We start from the raw sequence: 18,810 nt of genomic DNA, 5'->3' as shown, positions 1-18,810 counted from the left end.
TATCTCACGAAACTTAGCGGTGAGTCACGCTATATGAATTCACCAATCTCAATAGCATGCATAGGTATTCCAACCAGCCCGCTTACCGCAAATCCGTTATGCGACTCAATAAAAATGGCCTCATTGATCCACTCATGAGCAACATGATCTTGTTGGGTACCAACCGCTATAGCAGCCGTAATTGCATAAGTACCCTGAGGTAATATAGGCATCAAGAAACGAAATGTTGTTTTAAATCGGTGATTCGCTCTTATGGTCACCGGTGAATCAATTGTCGTAAGGTAAGTGTTGTCGCCAAAAAGAGTTTGCCCCAACTTATCCCTGACCATAAACCCCACAAATACGCCACATAGCTCTTGCAAAGCTAACGCCTCGATCGTAAGCACCACTTCTTCCCCTCCGATTATCCAACTCACCGGGGTTCCATTAGCATCCTGCAGGTAGGTATGCGTAATCTTTGCTAGGCCATCTCCCCAGCGGGCCGCATCCTTATTAAATTCAAAAACTTTGATATCGTTTCTCAGATTTGAATTATTTATGAAATCAAGTCTGCAATCGCGTTTTTGTTTGGAAACTTCCTTTATTACACTGTCTTTCACTGCGGATTGCTTTGCAGCATTATCAACATCCTGTTCCTTGGCATATAGCGCCGTTGCGTAAGCATCAAGAACGTCTTTTGTTTCACCAATCTCACGAACAGCGCCACTATCGAGCCAGATGGCTCTAGCACAAAGGGCTCGAACAGCAGCAAGGTCGTGGGAAACAAACAGGAGCGTGGTGCCTTGGTCCTGAAACCGTCGGATTCTTAAAAAACACTTGTGCTGGAAGTATGCGTCGCCGACTGAAAGTGCTTCATCCACAATCAGAATATCAGGCCGCACAGCCGTAGCCACTGCGAACGCAAGGCGCACCTGCATGCCGCTAGAATACACGCGCACAGCCTGGTCAATGTAATCGCCAATTTCTGCAAAAGCTTCAATTTCCGGCATGAGGAGATCGATTTCATGTGCCTGCAAGCCGAGCAACTGCCCTGCCATCAGGGCGTTCTGCCGACCGGTAAAATCGGGATGAAAACCCATACCCAATTCCAACAGTGCGGCGACGCGCCCCTCCATCTCCACCGAACCGATTGTTGGCTGGGTAGTGCCGGTGATTAATTTAAGCAAGGTGCTCTTGCCTGCGCCATTAACTCCGATAACGCCAACGGCTTCACCGGGGGAGACACTGAAATTAATATCTTGCAGTATCCACTTGAGACTGTGCCGAGGTTTATGTCCCGGTATAATCCATTCTATGAGACGAGACCAACGGGTAGGGTATTGGCGATAAGCCTTACCTAATTGTGTAACAGTGATAGTACCCATCAGAGTTCGTCTACCATTTCACCTGCGTGCTTTTGAAAAAGACGCATGCCGAGAAAACAAAGCATGCAGGCCAATAGTGCAGTTGGCCATAGACTAGCCCACAATGGCATCGTACCCTGAACGAGAATGCCCTGATAGGCCACCACCAGTGGAGTCATGGGATTTAGCATCACGATACGCTGCGCCCAGTCCGGCAATGTGGCAAGCGGATAGATGATCGGTGTGAGCCAAAACCAGAATTGCAACACAATGCCGAAAAGTTGCCCGACGTCACGGAAAAAAACGTTGAGCACCCCAATAACCATGCCCATTCCAATAGCAAGAAGAATTTGCAACAGCAGAACCGGTGCAATAGCGAAGAACGCCCAACCAGGAAAACTGCCAGTGAACAACAAAAATCCGACAAAAAGGCTAAAAATGATGGCGAACCCTATACAAGCGTTAAGGCTAACGATAATAGGCAGGCAGATACGAGGAAAGCTCAATTTCTTGAGCAAATTAGCATTGTCCAGAAACATGTTTTGGCTACGATTCAAAATATCGGCAAAAAGCCCCCAAGTTAGTAGGCCGGCGCATAGGAAAATGCTATAGCCGAAAGAGCTGTCAACCCCGGGCAGACGCGTTCGCATCACATGTGAAAAAACAAGCGTAAACACCAAAATTTGCGCCAAAGGCTGCAACACCAGCCAAGCAGCGCCCAACATGGAGTTTCGATAGCGCGAGGCAAACTCGCGCCGAACGCTTTCATAAATAAAACCGCGAAAACGATAAATGCCGGATAGCCGAAGCAAGATCATTAGAGCTGCTACTTAATACTTACACACGGCCATAGACATCTTCAAAGCGCACAATGTCATCTTCACCAACATAGTCGCCGCTTTGCACTTCGATCATCACGCAAGGCACAGTCCCGGGATTTTGCAGGCGGTGTTTATGGCCAGCAGGAATAAATGTGGATTCGTTGGTGTTGATAACGATTTCTCGTTCACCATTAATGACCTTTGCAATGCCGCTAACGACAACCCAATGCTCACTCCGATGACTGTGCATTTGCAGACTCAAGCTCGCCCCTGGATTGACTTCGATACGCTTGATCTTGAAACCATTTCCTTCTTCCAGTACCGTATATACACCCCATGGCCGGTGGACGGTGCGATGGAATTTATGTGCATCGTGACCCTTGATCTTTAATTCTGAGTAAATGTGCTTTACATCCTGTGCGCTGCATTTGTCGACCACCAGAACGGCATCCGGCGTATCAATGATAATGAGGTTTTCCACTCCAACCGCGCCAACCAAGCGGTCGCTACTTTGGATGGTGCAGTTCCGTGTATCGTACAACAGAGCATCGCCCTGGATTCGGTTGCCATCGGCGTCAGGCTCGGCAAGATCACCCAACGCCGTCCAGGTGCCTATGTCGCTCCAACCGATATTGCACGGGACAACGGCAACCTGATTCGATTTTTCCATTACCGCGTAATCAATGGAGTCATCAGCAACATTAGCGAAGGTATCGGGATCGAGCTCAAGTAGCGCATAGCCCTTGCCTTCGGCGAATCGTGACTGCTCGATACAAGCCTTTGTAGCGATAAGAATCTGCGGACAGTACTGCTCCATCTGTTGCAACATAGCGCCAACGGAAAAACAGAACATCCCGGAATTCCAAAGAAACCGGCCAGAAGCAAGATATTCCTGTGCTTTTTCAAGTGACGGTTTTTCAACGAAGCGCAGCACCGTGTTGCCATCGGCCTCAATGTAGCCGTAGCCGGTTTCGGGCGAGTCGGGCTGGATACCAAAAGTAACCAATTTGCCCGATGTTGCCAGCTCGACGGCTTTAAGCACAGCTTCCTGGAAGGCTTGCTGGTTAATAATCAAATGGTCGGCGGCAAGCACCAACGCGATTGCATCATTACCATATTTTTGGGCGATTTGGTAAGCGGCAGCAGCAATTGCTGGAGCGGTATTACGTCCGAAGGGTTCCAGGATGAAGGATGTTACTACCTCGCCAGTATTTACCTCACGAAACTCATCTTCTGTTTTGAAGAATAGCTCCCGATTAGTGACGGTTAAAACTTCTTCCACATCCGGCAATAATGCGCCTCGCAAAAACGCCTTTTGCAAGAGACTTTGCCCATCATCCAAACGTATAAACGGCTTGGGGTGCAGCTCACGAGAAACTGGCCACAGCCGGGATCCGGCACCACCACAAAGAATTATTGGAATCAACCGCACAAACGTCCCTTGGATATTATTGTGTCGTCCACGATAGTACACACAATGAATTATAAGACCCGGAATTATACTTCATAAATGAGCGAAAAGGAAAATACTAATTAGATAATACTAACCGATTATCAATACTTTACCGGATTAAGTATTGGGCTTATTTTAATCGATAATAATATCCCATACAGGGAGATTTATCGATGCTTCCTTTGGGATTAATGCGACACTGCGGAACCCAGACGCTTGTGTTTTTACTCTGGTAGCGTGCCTAGTCGTGGCTATTCCGTGTAATACTCGTCCCATTGCTTTTCATCTTTAAGTTGACAGCAAAATATACCACTTAATTGCGAAACTAAACAGGTAATCAATCGGAGATAACTGTTTGAATCACTTTCGTTGCGAGAAACCCTTTTCTTTAAGCACCTGCACCAGATAATCGCCATAACCGCTTTTCAACAAAGGGGCGGCAAGCCTCTCCAGTTGTGTAGCATCGATGAATCCCTGGCGATAGGCAATCTCTTCAGGACAGGCGATCTTTAATCCTTGCCGATGCTCGATCATTTGAACAAATTGACTGGCGTCCAACATAGATTCATGCGTGCCGGTATCCAGCCATGCATAGCCTCGCCCCATGATTTCAACCGATAATTTGCCGCGCTCAAGATAGAGACGGTTCACATCGGTGATCTCAAGCTCGCCACGCGACGAAGGCCTGAGATTCGCGGCAATATCCACCACCACATTATCGTAAAAATACAGGCCGGTGACGGCATAGTTGGACTTGGGTTGGTCCGGTTTTTCTTCCAGCGAAATAGCGTGCCCGTTTACGTTGAATTCCACCACCCCATAACGTTTCGGATCGCGAACATGATAGGCGAACACCGTCGCTCCCTCACTTTGCCGAGAGGCTTTTTTCAATTGGCTCTGGAACGAGTGCCCGTAGAAAATATTGTCTCCTAGCACCAAAGCTGAAGGATGGTTACCGATAAACTCCCGACCGATGATGAACGCTTGCGCTAACCCATCTGGCGAAGATTGCACGGCATACCGCAGATTCAGTCCCCACGAATTGCCGTCGCCCAGCAGTTGCTCGAAACGCGGCGTATCTTGCGGTGTGGAGATAATCAGAATATCGCGTATTCCTGCCAACATCAGCGTGGATAGAGGGTAGTAGATCATCGGTTTATCGTAAATCGGCAGGAGTTGCTTGGATACCGCCAATGTGCTCGGGTGCAACCGCGTACCGGAGCCGCCTGCCAAAATGATGCCTTTGCGTTGGGTCATGATTGCTTCTCAAAAGTTTCAGTAAACATGGAGATGATAGCGCCCACGATTTGGGCGATGCCTTCCAGATTAATGAAGTCGCCACACAGGAATATCCAGTGCCAACAGCTCACCCGCAGGCGCAGAGCTGCGTTGCCACTCCCAACATACGTGACCGACTTTTCCAAACAGACGGGCTTTCATGTTGAGCCGCCCTGCCCATCGCCTTTCGTGCAGCCACAACGTGCAACGTTCTTCCAACAGATTTGTCATACGACACGCCCAGTATAGTTCCGTTTAAGCCATTCCCGGTAAGCGCCGGATTGGACGTTGGCAACCCAGCCCTGATTTCCCAAATACCACTGAATCGTTTTTCGAATGCCAGTATCGAAAGTTTCCGCAGGCTTCCAACCGAGTTCACGTTCTATCTTGCTCGCGTCAACAGCATAGCGACGATCATGGCCGGGGCGATCCGTAACATAAGTAATTTGTTCTCGATAGCTCTTGCTATCTACTCGGGCACGGAGTTCATCAAGCAGTTCGCAAACAGTGTGGACGATGTCGATATTGGTTTTTTCGTTCCAGCCTCCGATATTGTAAACTTCGCCGACTTTGCCTGCTTCGAGTACCCGACGAATAGCACTGCAATGGTCTTTAACGTAAAGCCAGTCCCGGATTTGCTGTCCATCGCCATACACAGGCAAATGCTTACCTGCGAGGGCATTAACGATCATCAACGGAATGAGCTTTTCCGGGAAATGATACGGACCGTAGTTGTTGGAGCAGTTGGTGGTGAGCACAGGCAATCCATAAGTATGATGATAAGCGCGAACCAGATGGTCGCTTGCTGCTTTGCTCGCCGAGTAAGGACTATTGGGTTCGTAGCGATGGGTTTCTGAAAATGCCGGATCATCCTTGGCAAGTGAACCGTAAACTTCATCGGTAGAGACATGCAGAAAGCGAAAATTTTGCCGGACTTCGCCTTGCAGGCTGCTCCAATAGGCACGCACTGCTTCCAGCAGCCGGAAAGTACCGACGACGTTGGTCTGGATGAAGTCTTCCGGACTATGAATGGATCGATCCACATGGCTTTCCGCAGCAAAATTAATGATGGCGCGGGGTTGGTACTGGATGAGTAGACTAGTCACCAGGGCGGAATCACCGATGTCGCCTTGTACAAAAAGATGCCGTTCATCTCCTGCCAATGAAGCGAGATTCTCACGGTTGCCTGCGTAGCTAAGTATGTCGAGATTGATGACTGTTTCATCGGATTGCGCCAGCCAGTCCAACACAAAATTCGCACCGATGAATCCGGCGCCGCCCGTTACTAAAATCATTCAATATGCCTGTTTGCGCTTTTTATAAAAATCCGGGAAATCTTTATCTATCAATGTTGTCCAGCCGCCTTATCGTATAATAATCGTTGTAACCTACAACAATGAGAAAGAAACAAATTTTTTTATTGTTAAGACTTACAACTGCGGAATTTAATACCTGTTACTTTTAGTGTACTAAACATGGGATATATACTGTTTGTTTTTTCTGAAACCAGAATATTGAGAAACAGCAGCCTTTATCGAATAGTTTTTGTGACCAATTGAATTAACCGGACAAATGGTCAGAACAACCTTTAGTTAACTGAAGCCGTCTTAACACCCTGCTTTCATTAAAAACGCGATATACTTCACATAATTGTAGTTAAATAATGCAGACTCTTTTCATATCTAGTAGCGTTACAAGCTTTTCCTGAGGAGCGAACAGTGGATGAGACGACACATAAAGATGCTCTGACATTCAGACTGAACGAAAACAACAAATTACTTGCTGTATTCGAACCGGAAGTATATAAAGTTGCGCTGGATGCAGCTGCAATCAAAGAAATGCTAGTCCAGCAAAACCTGTCCGACCTGTTCCTTGATGAAAAAGCGCTCTCCCGCTTAGTACAGATGTACAACAATACCAATGCCGGTTTTGTGCTGGAAATTGGTGAGCGGCGAGATGGGGAGTTTACCATCACTGTCGCCAAAGACAAGATGAGCGCTTGGCTAACTCTGACTCCCGCATACGGAGGCGCCCCTGTCACCTTTGAACAAATCCGGCAATCCTTGAAAGAAAAAGGCATCGTCAGCGGCCTCATCACATCCGCTGAAATCGAAGCCGTACTGAAAGAAGGTCATGCCACGGATTATCTGATTGCTCAAGGCATGCCGCCCGTGCCGGGCCTGGATGCGCAGTTCCATAGCCTGGTGCCGGAAATGCAAGAGCGCCGTCCCCAGATAAATGAACACGGCATCGCTGATTATCGTAATCTTGGCAATCTGATTCTGGTGAAGCAAGGCGATCCACTCATGCGCCGCACCCTTCCCACCGAAGGAAAAAAAGGGAAAAATATCCTGGGCCAGATACTTACGCCAAAGCCTAGCCAGAACACACCTTTCGCCTCAGATTTAAAAGGCGCCACGTTCGACCCGGACGATTGCGATCTGCTGGTATCCTCAATCATCGGCCAACCACTGCTGATCCCCAATGGCGTTATGGTGTCGCCCACCATCACCGTACCGAAAGTGGACATCTCGACCGGCAACCTAAGTTTCGACGGCACGATTAATATCTTGGGTGATGTGATGGAAGGAATGAAGGTTTACGCATTAAATGATATTTTCATAGGCGGAACCGTTGAAGCCGCAGAACTTGAAGCAGGCGGAAATATCAGCATCAAAGGCGGCGTGATCGGCAACAGTGATACCAACAGCAGCTTGGCGGCTTCGGCTGGAGGAAAAATTTCCTGTAAAGGTTCGGTTAGCGTGCGTTTTGCCAAATATTTCAATATTGTAGCCGGCACCAACATCGTCATTGAGGAATATTCCATGAATAATCAATTGACCGCGATGAATCAGATCCTGGTTGGCAAACCCGGCGGCAAAAAAGGACTGATCATAGGCGGTACTGCCCGCGCCATGATGCTGGTACAAGCCGCCTCAGTCGGCTCTGATGTCGGCATTAAAACTTACATTCAAGCCGGCTTAAATCCGCATACCCAAGAGCAGCTGAATGCTATTGACCGTGAGATCGAAACCAATGGAAAAAATCAGGACGATATAAAAAAGATTATCACCTTCATTGAAAACAACCCTGAAAAAGACAAAAACGGCCTCCTAAACAAAGCGCGCCGCACCCTGGATAAACTGACGACTGAAATCGCCCAGCATCAAGCTATCCGAGAAAGCTTGCTCGCCGAAATATCGTTTGCCGAGTACGCCAAAGTTGTTGTGGATCATACCCTCTGTACCGGTGTCGAAGTCAGGATTGGCGATCAGATATGGAAAGCCAAAGAGGAACGGGGGAAAACAGTTTTTCGGCTCATTGATAAAAAAATCAGTTATGGGAGCTAACCCCCTTATCAATCGATCCGGCCAAGACAGGTGGCGCTAAAAAAGGCAACGCCGCACCGCTTCGCCCGAAACTTTACATCCAACCTAATCTTTTTCAGCGGCATCCGCCAACAGTTTTTTTCTGATTAAAAAAGCCGCGCCGATTGCACATAAAGCGGGTATCTGATACAACAAAAAAGTTCCCATAGGATTTTTAGCAACCATACCGGACAAAGCGGAAACCACCGTCAGCTTGATCACCCACCAAGTAATCCAATAGCCGATTAATCCAATGATAGCCCAATTAAGAGGCGACTCACCCTTTTCCTTTGCGCTCAAATAAAACCATACCAGAACCGCAATTCCGGCAAATCTAGCCAAATGCAACATTTTTACACCTCATTTTTTTAATTATAATAAATATACAGTGTTTACACTCTACCCAACTGGCGCTTAACCGGCAACAGCTGTTATAAGTAGATAATCATATTCCATAATTGATTGTCATTACATTTTTTTACGCAAGGAGAGTAGTGTGGGAAAACCGCTTAAAATCATTTTGTCGACTGTTGCTGCAATGGCTTTTCTGCTGATTGCCGCTGTCTGCATCCTGCCATTCGTTTTCGATCCCAATGACTTCAAGCCTGAAATTGTCGCCGCCGTTAAGGACAAGACCGGCCGGGAACTGGTGCTGGACGGCGAATTAAAACTCTCGCTATTTCCCTGGGCCAGCATTTCAACAGGGAAAATTGAACTCAGTAACGCGCCCGGGTTTCAAGATCGCCCCTTTGCAACAATTGAAGAGGGCAGTGTAAAAGTGCGGCTACTGCCGCTGTTGTCGAAAAAAATAGAAATCAGCCGCATCGCCTTAAAAGGCCTAGTCTTAAACCTTGCCAGAAACAAACAGGGTATCGCCAACTGGAGCGATCTAACCGCTTCTGACGACACCAAAACCGTAGCGCCGGCTGCCGCCGCCGGCAAACAGGAAGAACAGCCCATAGCCACCGCTGCACCGGCGGATTTTGAGATCGGGGGCATTGCTATTGAAAATGCCCGGATTAACTGGGACGACCTGCAAGCCGAAAAGCACATCGAAATAAAAGACTTTAACCTGAATACCGATGAATTCGCCTTTGATGAACCGATTGGCATTGCCGCTACCCTGACCGCTACGGATACCGAATCCAAAACAGCTCACACTATCAAACTAAGTACCGAATTAAGCGTTAATGAGCAACTCGATAGTATTGCGCTAGTCCATAGCGATTTGCAGGTAACGACATCCGGCGAAACTGTTCCCGGCAAATCGTTAACGACGGCACTGGCCGTCGCCGATACAGCGCTGAATATGAGCCGACAAACAGCCAAGATTTCAGGATTGCAGCTCAAATCCGGCGATGCGGCACTCTCTGCCGAATTGACCGGCGCCAATATCAAGGACAAGCCGTCTTTTCAGGGGCCGGTTAGCATTGCGTCGTTCAGTCCCGCCAAGTTTATGCAGCAACTGGGCATCGTCTTGCCGGTCATGCAGGATGCCAACGCGCTGGGCAAGTTGGCCGTTAATTTTGACCTCGCAGCTACGGCCGATTCGGCTGACTTTAAAAATCTGGTAATGACGCTGGACGATAGCCAAATCAAAGGCTCTGTCGGCATAAAAAACTTTGCCCAACCTGCTATCGGCTTTTTGCTGGACATTGATACGATTGATGTCGATCGTTATCTACCGCCTGCCGATAAATCATCCAAGCCGATAGCCACCCCTGCCGTTTTACTGGCTGTCGGCGCTTCCGCTTTACCCGTTGAGACCTTGAGAAATCTCAATGCCGAAGGCTCTGTGGCGGTGGGCAAGCTCAAGGCCAACGGTTTGACGATGCAGGACATCCAGTTAAATTTGAACGCTAAAAACGGCGCAGTGACCACGCAACAGTCGGTTCAGCAGTTTTATCAGGGTGCTTATTCCGGCAATCTGAGCGTGGATGCGCACGGAGACAAATCGACGTTGGCCGTAAACGAAAAAATAGACCATGTGCAAATTGAACCGTTACTAAAAGATTATCACGGTGAAGCCCGAATCAGCGGCATCGTCGATGCGACAACTCAGCTGCAAGGGCAGGGCAACAAAACCAGTGAACTAAAATCATCGCTTAATGGCCAGTTCAGTTTCCTGGTTAAAAATTCGGTTATTAAGGGTTTTAACCTGCAAAAAATAATCGATAGCGGCAAAGCGCTGATTAAGGGGTCCGCTTTGCCTGCGGATGCTAAAACCGACCAGACGCTGTTTACAGAAATGAGCGGTACCGCGACGATCAACAACGGCGTCATTCAAAACAACGACCTTGTTGCCAAATCCTCCAAACTCCGTGTCGATGGCAAGGGCAACATAAACCTGAACTCTGAAGCCGTGGACTATAAAATCGACGCCAAGCTGCTTAATGATGAGGTAGCCGCCACTGAACCTGAACAAGTTAAAGCCGCCATAGCCATTGATATTGCAGGAACGCTGGACAAGCCGTCTTATACAATTGATATAGCCTCACTATTAACCGATCAAAACAAAGCCAAGATTGAAAAACTGATCAACAAAATCGACAAAAAATTAGGCCCTGGTGTCGGCGACCTGTTAAAGAACTTCCTAAAGTAGGCCGCTTGCTATGACCCCTTCAGCTTTTCAACAAAACATCCTCGCCTGGTTCGATCAATACGGGCGTAAAGATCTGCCTTGGCAAAAAGACCTTACACCTTACCGCGTATGGCTTTCCGAAACCATGTTACAGCAAACCCAGGTCGCTACCGTTATCCCTTACTTCAATGTTTTTATAGAAAAATTCCCCGATGTGGCGAGTTTGGCGAATGCGCCTATAGATGAGGTTCTGCATCTTTGGTCGGGCTTGGGCTATTACGCCCGCGCCCGCAACCTGCACAAAACGGCGCAGCTCGTTGACGAACGTGGCAACTTCCCTGATACATTAGATGATCTGATCGATCTACCCGGCATAGGTCTGTCAACGGCGGGAGCCATATTGAGCATCGCCTTTGATAAAAGCCACCCGATTCTCGACGGCAATGTCAAACGAGTGCTGACCCGTTTTAAAGCCGTTTCCGGCTGGCCGGGCAACAGCGCGGTCAATAAAAAACTGTGGGCGATCAGCGCTGAGCTGACTCCCGTAGCGCGCGTTGCGGATTACACCCAGGCCATGATGGACTTGGGCGCAACCGTCTGCACCCGCAGCAAGCCGACTTGCGAGGCTTGCCCGCTTAATACCGGTTGTTTGGCTAGGCGTACAGACAATGTATCGGCATTCCCGACGCCGAAACCTGCCAAGACCTTGCCGGTCAAACAACTGACCCTGTTATTGCTGAGCAATGCCGACAACCGGATATTGCTGGAAAAAAGACCGCCAACCGGTATCTGGGGCGGCTTATGGAGTCTGCCGGAATTTGACAGCGTTGAGGCGGCGCACGACTGGTGCCTAACCCGGAGCATTCATATTGCCGACCAGCAGGCGCTGACAACCCGGCGCCATACTTTTTCCCACTACCATTTGGATTACACGCCGCTGCTGATTCAATCCGATAACCTTATAAATTTTGTGATGGAAGCCGGCCAAACTGTCTGGTATAAAGCTGAACACGCTAATCAGCTTGGCTTAGCCGCACCGATTAAGCTGTTGCTCCAACAATCACAAACGAGAATAAAATGACTAGACTGGTTAAATGCGTAAAATTGGGAATAGAAGCCGAAGGCCTGGATGCGCCGCCGTTTCCAGGCCCCAAGGGTCAGGAGATATTTGAGAAAGTATCCAAGCAAGCCTGGAAGGAATGGTTAGCCAAGCAAACCATGCTGATTAACGAAGGAAGATTAGCCAGCTTCGACCCTAAGACCAGGACATTTTTAGCCGAAGAAAGAACCAAGTTTCTGTTTGAAGGCAACAACGACATGCCGGAAGGCTATGTGCCGCCAAAAGGCTGATCAAAAGCATTTTTCTCACCACGAACGACTGCATGAATGCAGGAGCAATTGCCGAGGCACGAAGAAAAAACTAAACTTCGTGTCCTTCGTGCCTTCGTGGTGAATAAAAGAGAGTATATGCGCCGGCTCCCAAGTTGATGCTACCGCTTCATCGAATCAAAAAATTCCGCATTCGTTTTAAAATCTTTAAGCTTACCGATCAGAAATTCTGACGCCGCGGTTTCATCCATCGGCTGAAGGATCTTGCGCAAGATCCAGGTTTTTTGCAGGGTATCGGGATCAACCAGATATTCTTCCCGCCGGGTGCCGGAACGGTTGATGTTGATCGCCGGGTAAATTCTTTTCTCGGCAATTTTGCGATCCAGGTGCAGCTCCATGTTGCCGGTACCTTTGAATTCCTCGTAGATAACCTCGTCCATTCTTGAACCGGTATCAACCAGAGCTGTGGCGATAATGGTCAAGCTGCCGCCTTCTTCTATGTTCCGCGCCGCACCAAAGAAACGTTTGGGTTTTTCCAATGCATTGGCATCGACACCACCGGTTAATATCTTGCCTGAAGAAGGAACGACGGTGTTATAAGCTCTGGCCAGACGGGTAATCGAGTCTAACAAGATGACCACATCGTGTTTATGCTCGACCAATCGACGGGCTTTTTCGATAACCATTTCCGCAACTTGTACGTGACGGGTTGCCGGTTCGTCAAAGGTACTGGAAATAACTTCGCCGCGCACGCAACGCTCCATTTCCGTGACTTCCTCGGGACGTTCATCGATCAGCAATACAATCAGATAACACTCGGGATTTTGTTCCGCTATCGCTTGAGCCAGACTTTGCAGAATCATGGTTTTACCGGCTTTAGGCGGCGACACGATCAAGCCGCGTTGGCCTTTTCCGATCGGGGCGATTAAATCTATGATGCGTCCGGTTAAGTCTTCGCTGGTGCCGTTGCCCTGTTCAAGAACAAATCTTTGTTTGGCAAATAGGGGGGTCAGGTTTGAGAAGGTGATTTTGTTTTTGGTGTTTTCCGGTGGTTCAAAATTGATCTGGTCAACCTTGAGCATCGCGAAATAACGTTCGTTGTCTTTCGGCGGCCTGATCTTTCCGCTAATCGTATCGCCGGTCTTTAAAGAAAATCGTCTGATCTGACTGGGTGAAACATAAATATCGTCAGGACCTGCTAAATAGGAGCAACCCGGCGTCCGTAAAAAACCAAATCCATCCTGTAAAATTTCCAAAACGCCGTCGCCTGATATATCGTCGCCGGCTTTTGCCTGTTTTTTCAGGATGGCAAAAATCAAATCCTGCTTGCGGGATCTGGCGACATTTTCAAGTCCGAGGGACTCGGCGATTTCAATAACTTCACTTATTTGTTTTAGTTTTAACTCAGTTAGATTCATAAAAGGACGACTCAAGAAAAAGTACAAACGGTGTTAAACCGCAACTACGAGGACAGGATTATAATTCAGGGATGTGGTTTATCGGACGGTATGCTGGGGTGCGCTTAGATTTCGCACCGCATAAGTGTAACCCAAGTACTCAGCCCCGTCCAACCTTTTATGACAGGCCTGAGTAGGGGAGCAGCGATTGCTCGGGGCAATCATCTGCATCATTCGCTCCTTCCATGGAGGTCATATATTAAATATTGCTATCAAGAAAGGCGGCAAGTTGCGATTTTGACAATGCGCCTACTTTGGTTGCTTCCACTTCGCCGTCCTTAAACAGCATCAATGTTGGAATGCCGCGTACACCGTAACGTTGCGGAGTGTCCTGATTTTCGTCTATGTTTAATTTTACAACGGTCAGTTTGCCTGCATATTCTTTGGCAATTTCATCCAGGACCGGCGCAATCATTTTGCAAGGTCCGCACCATTCAGCCCAATAGTCAACCAGCACTGGACCAGCAGCTTTAAGAACAGTTTCGTTAAACTCACTATCGCTTACATGAAGGACTGAATCGCTCACTTTATTTCTCCAATTATCAAAAGCAAAACTATAGGAGGGATGAAGAGAGTAGTCAATCAATTTCAGCTGATTTGATTTTTACGTTATCCTATAGCCTATGAACAATACACATTTAACTCAAACCCGCTTCAGCAATCTCGAATTGTCTGATTCTATCTTACGCAGCTTAAAAGACGCCGGCTTTGATCACTGCACCCCGATCCAAAAAAGAGCTTTACCTTTGTCGTTGCGAGGCATGGATGTTGCGGGGCAAGCCCAAACCGGAACCGGCAAGACCGCCGCTTTTTTGCTGTCCACTTTTCAGTATTTAATCAATGATGCCGAGGACGATGCAGAAATAGAAGCCGACGATGACATCGATGCGGAAAAACCGACGCCAAAAGTCGCCGCCAAAAGCAAACAAATCAAATATCCCAGAGCGATTATTCTCGCGCCAACCCGCGAGTTAGCCATTCAGATCCACAAGGATGCATTGCAACTGGGCAAGCATCTCACGCTTAAATTTGCCCTGATATACGGCGGCACCGACTATCAAAAACAACTGGACAGCCTGAAAGCCAATGTCGATATCATCATCGGTACGCCGGGCCGTATCATCGACTTTTACCGGCAAAACGCGTTCACGCTGGATAACGTCAAAGTCACGGTGATGGATGAAGCCGACCGGATGTTCGATTTGGGCTTTATCAAGGACATCCGCTATTTATTGCGGCGCATGCCGCCGCCGGACCAGCGTTTGAACATGCTGTTCTCGGCGACGTTATCCTACAAAGTCACCGAGCTGGCTTACGAACACATGAACAATCCGGTTTTGATTCGCGTCGAAACCGAAGAAGTCACCTCTAAAGCGATCCAGCAAAGCGCATTTTGTCCGTCGAATGAACAAAAAATCCCTTTGCTGGTCGGCATATTGAATCAGCATCAGCCCCAACGCAGCATTATATTTGTCAACACCAAGCGCTGCGCCGAACGGCTCGATGACGTCCTGAACGCTAACGGTTACAAGACCGCCGCGCTCAGCGGCGATGTGCCGCAGGACAAACGCCAGCGCCTGCTTGCCGATTTTCAGGAAAACAAAATCGCCTTGCTGATTGCAACCGATGTTGCGGCCCGCGGCCTGCATATTGCCGACGTGTCCCATGTGTTTAATTACGACCTGCCGCAGGACGTCGAAGATTATGTGCACAGGATAGGCCGTACTGCGCGCTTTGGCGCCAGCGGCGTCGCGATCAGTTTTATCTGCGAAGAATATGCCTATTCAATGCCGGATATCGAAGAATACATTGAACAGAAAATTCCGGTTCTGCCCATTACCGCCGATCTTTTGGCCGACATTGTAATCCCTGAAAAAAGGCCCGACAGACCCAGAAGCGAGTATCAGGGAAAACGTCCAAATCAAGCGCGCAGGCCGGGTTAGTATAACCCTACAGCCCGGCCATCAATTCCCGAAAGTCCTCAATAGCAGGATAATCGGTTATTTCTTTTTTAGGCTGTTTGGTATCGGGCCTGCTCACCGAAATTAAATGGGCGATACCGAACTGCCTGGCGGAATTGAGCACCGCCAGGCTGTCATCGATCAGCAATGCGCTTTGTTTTTCAAACGGTACCCGCTGTTGCAGCAAGCGCCAAAACTCGGCTTGTTCCTTCGGATAGCCCAAATCATGGGAACTGATGATGCCGTCGAAAAATGCCTGCAAACAGGTTTTTTCCATCTTAAGGCCCAAGCTGCCGCGATGCGCATTGGTCACCAAATACACTTTTTTGGGCGACTGATGGGCTTTTTCTAAAAACTCCGTGACATGCGGCAATACCGCAATCAACCCGGAAATTTCCGCTTTCAGTCCGGCAATGTCCAGCTCTAGAACATCGCTCCAGTAATCCAGACAATACCATTCCAATTTGCCCTCCATGCTTTTAAAGCGCGGCTGCAACTGCTGCTTTGCGGCTTCTATCGACAAGCCCTGTTTTTCGGCAAATTTAAGCGGCACAAACTCCTTCCAGAAATGGTTATCGAAATTCAAATCCAGCAGCGTGCCATCCATATCCAGCAAAACAGTGTCAACTTTCTTCCAATCAATCATCATAGTGCGTTATATTTGCAAAAAAATACTTAATAAAATAACACAATGGCTGAAAAACCGACCATCCTTAACAAAACCACCATCGCCACCAGCCGGTTATTCCGTATCGAGTCGCTGGATATTGAATTTACCAATGGCGAACTGCGCAACTACGAACGGCTGGCCCGCGGCAATCCCGGCAGCGCCGTACTGATTGTGCCGATGCTGGACGCCGAGACGGTGTTGTTGATCAGGGAATATTCCGCCGGTGTGCATCGCTATGAGCTGGGCCTGCCCAAAGGCAAGACCGATGCCGGGGAATCCTTTATGGATGCCGCAAACCGCGAACTTAAAGAAGAAGTCGGCTTTGGCGCCAGAAACCTGCATCATTTAAGCTCTTTCTCGATCGCGCCGTCCTATCTGGAACACATGACCGAAATTGTCCTCGCCCAGGATTTATATGCCGAAAAACTGGACGGCGACGAACCGGAAGAATTGGAAGTTGTTCCGTGGAAATTACGCAATATCAATGAATTATTAGCGACCGGGGAATGTACCGAGGCCCGTTCGATTGCGGCGCTGTTTATGGCGCTGGAATATTTCAAGGCGACGTAGCAAAAAACCACCCACAGACTTATTTAATATTAGAAGAGACCAAAACTTGACATAACTTGACTTGCACATATACTTAGCACATGCAAAAGAGACTAAATACAACAAATACTCGACAGGCCATTGAAGCGGCAGGGCTTACTCAAACCTCAATTGCAGAGAAGCTTGACGTATCTAAAGAGGCGGTTTCTCAGTGGCTAAATGATAAGTCTTTTCCACGTCCAAATAAATTGCTTCAGCTAGGTAAGCTGCTAAACCTAGGCCTCCACGAGCTGGTAATCAAAGAAGAGCCTAACGCCCCCAAAATTGCCTTTCGCAAAATGAAAGGCACTAAAACCAAAGATCATCATATCGAGAAAGCTCAGGAAATAGGGCGGTTCTTGCGGGAATTGGTTCCTTTTTTACCGTTCGATACACTGGAAATGCCACCTGTGTTCAAGTCACCCAATTGCGACTATGACTTTCTGCGTAAGGCTGCTACGAAAGTGCGGGAAGACATTAACTTGGGCGCAACCGATACCATTGATTTTAATCATCTGATTCGTCGCTTTAGCGAACTCCAAGCGGTCGTTATCCCTGTGTTGTGGGGCAGTAAGAAGCGCCATGAGAACGCAGTCCATATTTTCCTGCCGGATTCTCAAAGCACTTGGGTGTATCTCAATCTTGATACCAATATTCACGATTTCAAGTTTTGGATGGCGCATGAGTTGGGGCATTGCTTGTCGCCTAACTTAGACGGTGATGAAGCCGAAGATTTTGCCGATGCGTTTTCGGGTAGCTTATTATATCCTCACGAACTAGCAGAAAAAGCCTATATCAGCATTAATCAACAGCCTACCAATGCAGCAAAAATTGCTCATGTAGTCACCCTAGCCGATGCGCAAACAATCTCGCCGTATACAGTTATCAGGCAGGTTAATAAGTATGCTTTGCATGTAAACAAATCTGAAATCCATTTAGGTAAGGCGTTCGATGGTGCCGTAACCAACTTCAACAAGAAATACCTTAACCTCAGCGACACGCTATTTGTCGATATAGCGCGGGACAATAACGGCAAACCCAGCGCACGGGATTATATTGCCAAAGTCGAGCATGTGTTCGAGACACCATTTTTTGACTTGTTGCGCCACTATTTAAAACAAAACAACAAAGGCCCTGGCTTCGTTCAGACTGTGTTGGATATGCCACTCCTAGATGCCCGGAGTATCCACACAGAGTTAACCTGATGCCCCAGTCAAAAATACTTGTTGATACCAATGCCTATCTTAGGTTGGCCCAAACCATCCGCCCCTTGTTATCCATGCCATTTGGCGATAACGAATACTGCTTGTATATCCTCCCCGAACTCAACAAAGAGCTAGAAGTCTACAAGCTACAAAACACCTTCTATTGGGTGACCGAAGACGAATATGTCCTGAATCGCCAGCACTTCCCAAACATTAGTCGAAAGCAGAAAAACGCCATCGACCAAACCTTCGAGTACCTGTGGGATCATGTGCAAACCGACCTGCCGGGTCCCTCGCGTGTGGATGTCCTACACATCGCTTATGCAATTGAACTGAACATCCCGGTAGTCACTGACGATCAGGATATGACTGCTCTGGCCGATGCGTTTGATGCCAAGGTTATACCCACCTTAGAGCTGCTGAAAATCATGCTGGACTGCGGTCACACGGATATGAAGACCATTAAAGGGCTGTGCGATTATTGGCGGAACTTCGGAGATCGCCCTGCCAACTTGGAGGCGGACTTTAGGCGCTTATTCCCTGTCCAGTAATCGACCAACAAAAGCCGTTAACTGGGCAGAGCGCCTCAAAGCCCAACTCGTCAACCATTGGCTTTGATCGTTGAGTTTCATTACATCAGTAACGTAGGCCAGAATAAGCCGATTCGAGCGGCAGCGAGAACTGGCGTTTCCGGCAAACACTACTGAACTCGCCGGAAACGCCACCTCGCGCTACGCGCCCTTTCGACAAGCTCAG

The 18,810-nt window shown here is 48.3% G+C and carries 17 protein-coding genes; 8 read left to right on the top strand and 9 right to left on the bottom strand.

The window, feature by feature from the left end; translation table 11 throughout:
• Positions 1-29 precede the first annotated feature (29 nt).
• The 5 genes from B0F88_RS19845 to rfbB all read right to left on the bottom strand — a co-directional run bounded on the left by B0F88_RS19845 (position 30) and on the right by rfbB (position 6,190).
• Positions 30-1,364 carry an ABC transporter ATP-binding protein gene (locus B0F88_RS19845; RefSeq protein ID WP_104423821.1) on the bottom strand — a complete coding sequence of 445 codons (1,335 nt, stop codon included), beginning with the start codon at positions 1,362-1,364 and terminating at the stop codon, positions 30-32.
• Entirely contained in the window at positions 1,364-2,161 is a 798-nt protein-coding gene (locus B0F88_RS10125; protein WP_104423820.1) for an ABC transporter permease, read from the bottom strand. Before B0F88_RS10125 ends, B0F88_RS19845 begins: the two co-directional genes overlap by 1 nt.
• 19 nt (positions 2,162-2,180) lie before the next feature.
• Entirely contained in the window at positions 2,181-3,596 is a 1,416-nt protein-coding gene (locus B0F88_RS10120; protein ID WP_104423819.1) for a mannose-1-phosphate guanylyltransferase/mannose-6-phosphate isomerase, read from the bottom strand.
• A 381-nt stretch (positions 3,597-3,977) separates the two neighbouring features.
• Complete coding sequence (gene rfbA / locus B0F88_RS10115; RefSeq protein WP_104423818.1) at positions 3,978-4,874, bottom strand: glucose-1-phosphate thymidylyltransferase RfbA; 897 nt, start codon at positions 4,872-4,874, stop codon at positions 3,978-3,980.
• Between the two features lie 248 nt (positions 4,875-5,122).
• Entirely contained in the window at positions 5,123-6,190 is a 1,068-nt protein-coding gene (gene rfbB, locus B0F88_RS10105; RefSeq protein ID WP_104423817.1) for a dTDP-glucose 4,6-dehydratase, read from the bottom strand.
• A 423-nt stretch (positions 6,191-6,613) separates the two neighbouring features.
• On the opposite strand from rfbB, the gene B0F88_RS10100 reads away from it, so the two are divergent.
• A complete protein-coding gene (locus B0F88_RS10100) occupies positions 6,614-8,245 on the top strand; it encodes a DUF342 domain-containing protein (RefSeq protein ID WP_104423816.1) in 1,632 nt (543 codons plus the stop codon).
• 84 nt (positions 8,246-8,329) lie between these two features.
• On the opposite strand, the gene B0F88_RS10095 is transcribed toward B0F88_RS10100, so the two are convergent.
• Positions 8,330-8,614 carry a hypothetical protein gene (locus B0F88_RS10095; RefSeq protein ID WP_104423815.1) on the bottom strand — a complete coding sequence of 95 codons (285 nt, stop codon included), beginning with the start codon at positions 8,612-8,614 and terminating at the stop codon, positions 8,330-8,332.
• 145 nt (positions 8,615-8,759) lie between these two features.
• On the opposite strand from B0F88_RS10095, the gene B0F88_RS10090 reads away from it, so the two are divergent.
• The 3 genes from B0F88_RS10090 to B0F88_RS10080 are packed head-to-tail and all read left to right on the top strand — an operon-like array spanning position 8,760 to position 12,194.
• Entirely contained in the window at positions 8,760-10,865 is a 2,106-nt protein-coding gene (locus tag B0F88_RS10090) for an AsmA family protein (RefSeq protein ID WP_104423814.1), read from the top strand.
• Between the two features lie 10 nt (positions 10,866-10,875).
• A complete protein-coding gene (gene mutY / locus B0F88_RS10085) occupies positions 10,876-11,925 on the top strand; it encodes an A/G-specific adenine glycosylase (RefSeq protein ID WP_104423813.1) in 1,050 nt (349 codons plus the stop codon).
• Positions 11,922-12,194: an oxidative damage protection protein gene (locus tag B0F88_RS10080; protein WP_104423812.1), complete on the top strand. Its 273-nt coding sequence runs from the start codon at positions 11,922-11,924 to the stop codon at positions 12,192-12,194. The genes mutY and B0F88_RS10080 overlap by 4 nt, the downstream gene beginning before the upstream one ends.
• 140 nt (positions 12,195-12,334) lie before the next feature.
• On the opposite strand, the gene rho is transcribed toward B0F88_RS10080, so the two are convergent.
• Positions 12,335-13,591: a transcription termination factor Rho gene (gene rho, locus B0F88_RS10075; protein ID WP_104423811.1), complete on the bottom strand. Its 1,257-nt coding sequence runs from the start codon at positions 13,589-13,591 to the stop codon at positions 12,335-12,337.
• A 238-nt stretch (positions 13,592-13,829) separates the two neighbouring features.
• Positions 13,830-14,156: a thioredoxin TrxA gene (gene trxA / locus B0F88_RS10070; RefSeq protein WP_104423810.1), complete on the bottom strand. Its 327-nt coding sequence runs from the start codon at positions 14,154-14,156 to the stop codon at positions 13,830-13,832.
• A gap of 97 nt (positions 14,157-14,253) precedes the next feature.
• Between trxA and B0F88_RS10065 the strand changes: the two genes are divergently transcribed.
• Positions 14,254-15,573, top strand: coding sequence for a DEAD/DEAH box helicase (locus B0F88_RS10065; protein WP_104423809.1), 1,320 nt, complete (start codon positions 14,254-14,256; stop codon positions 15,571-15,573).
• A gap of 7 nt (positions 15,574-15,580) precedes the next feature.
• On the opposite strand, the gene yrfG is transcribed toward B0F88_RS10065, so the two are convergent.
• The gene (yrfG, locus tag B0F88_RS10060) at positions 15,581-16,237 is read right to left on the bottom strand and encodes a GMP/IMP nucleotidase (RefSeq protein ID WP_104423919.1); all 657 of its coding nucleotides are present in this window, start codon (positions 16,235-16,237) and stop codon (positions 15,581-15,583) included.
• Positions 16,238-16,282: 45 nt separating this feature from the next.
• Here yrfG and nudE point away from each other — a divergent pair, with 45 nt between their 5' ends.
• The 3 genes from nudE (at position 16,283) to B0F88_RS10045 (ending at position 18,605) form a co-directional block, all read left to right on the top strand.
• Positions 16,283-16,831, top strand: a complete 549-nt coding sequence (gene nudE / locus B0F88_RS10055) for an ADP compounds hydrolase NudE (RefSeq protein ID WP_104423808.1) — start codon at positions 16,283-16,285, stop codon at positions 16,829-16,831.
• Between the two features lie 80 nt (positions 16,832-16,911).
• Positions 16,912-18,054, top strand: a complete 1,143-nt coding sequence (locus B0F88_RS10050; protein ID WP_104423807.1) for an XRE family transcriptional regulator — start codon at positions 16,912-16,914, stop codon at positions 18,052-18,054.
• Positions 18,054-18,605 carry a DNA-binding protein gene (locus B0F88_RS10045; RefSeq protein WP_104423806.1) on the top strand — a complete coding sequence of 184 codons (552 nt, stop codon included), beginning with the start codon at positions 18,054-18,056 and terminating at the stop codon, positions 18,603-18,605. Before B0F88_RS10050 ends, B0F88_RS10045 begins: the two co-directional genes overlap by 1 nt.
• Positions 18,606-18,810 lie beyond the last annotated feature (205 nt).

The sequence above is a fragment of the Methylobacter tundripaludum genome, from assembly GCF_002934365.1.
Lineage (GTDB): Bacteria > Pseudomonadota > Gammaproteobacteria > Methylococcales > Methylomonadaceae > Methylobacter_A > Methylobacter_A tundripaludum_A.
Note: the sequence above shows the minus strand (reverse complement) of the source record. Positions and strands in the feature narration are given on the sequence as shown.

Excerpts from the sequence above, each read along its gene's own strand:
- B0F88_RS19845 (WP_104423821.1), bottom strand. The coding sequence starts at position 1,364 with ATGGGTACTATCACTGTTACACAATTAGGTAAGGCTTATCGCCAATAC.
- B0F88_RS10125 (WP_104423820.1), bottom strand. The coding sequence starts at position 2,161 with ATGATCTTGCTTCGGCTATCCGGCATTTATCGTTTTCGCGGTTTTATT.
- rfbA (WP_104423818.1), bottom strand. The coding sequence starts at position 4,874 with ATGACCCAACGCAAAGGCATCATTTTGGCAGGCGGCTCCGGTACGCGG.
- rfbB (WP_104423817.1), bottom strand. The coding sequence starts at position 6,190 with ATGATTTTAGTAACGGGCGGCGCCGGATTCATCGGTGCGAATTTTGTG.
- B0F88_RS10095 (WP_104423815.1), bottom strand. The coding sequence starts at position 8,614 with ATGTTGCATTTGGCTAGATTTGCCGGAATTGCGGTTCTGGTATGGTTT.
- mutY (WP_104423813.1), top strand. The coding sequence starts at position 10,876 with ATGACCCCTTCAGCTTTTCAACAAAACATCCTCGCCTGGTTCGATCAA.
- B0F88_RS10080 (WP_104423812.1), top strand. The coding sequence starts at position 11,922 with ATGACTAGACTGGTTAAATGCGTAAAATTGGGAATAGAAGCCGAAGGC.
- rho (WP_104423811.1), bottom strand. The coding sequence starts at position 13,591 with ATGAATCTAACTGAGTTAAAACTAAAACAAATAAGTGAAGTTATTGAA.
- B0F88_RS10065 (WP_104423809.1), top strand. The coding sequence starts at position 14,254 with ATGAACAATACACATTTAACTCAAACCCGCTTCAGCAATCTCGAATTG.
- yrfG (WP_104423919.1), bottom strand. The coding sequence starts at position 16,237 with ATGATTGATTGGAAGAAAGTTGACACTGTTTTGCTGGATATGGATGGC.
- nudE (WP_104423808.1), top strand. The coding sequence starts at position 16,283 with ATGGCTGAAAAACCGACCATCCTTAACAAAACCACCATCGCCACCAGC.
- B0F88_RS10050 (WP_104423807.1), top strand. The coding sequence starts at position 16,912 with ATGCAAAAGAGACTAAATACAACAAATACTCGACAGGCCATTGAAGCG.
- B0F88_RS10045 (WP_104423806.1), top strand. The coding sequence starts at position 18,054 with ATGCCCCAGTCAAAAATACTTGTTGATACCAATGCCTATCTTAGGTTG.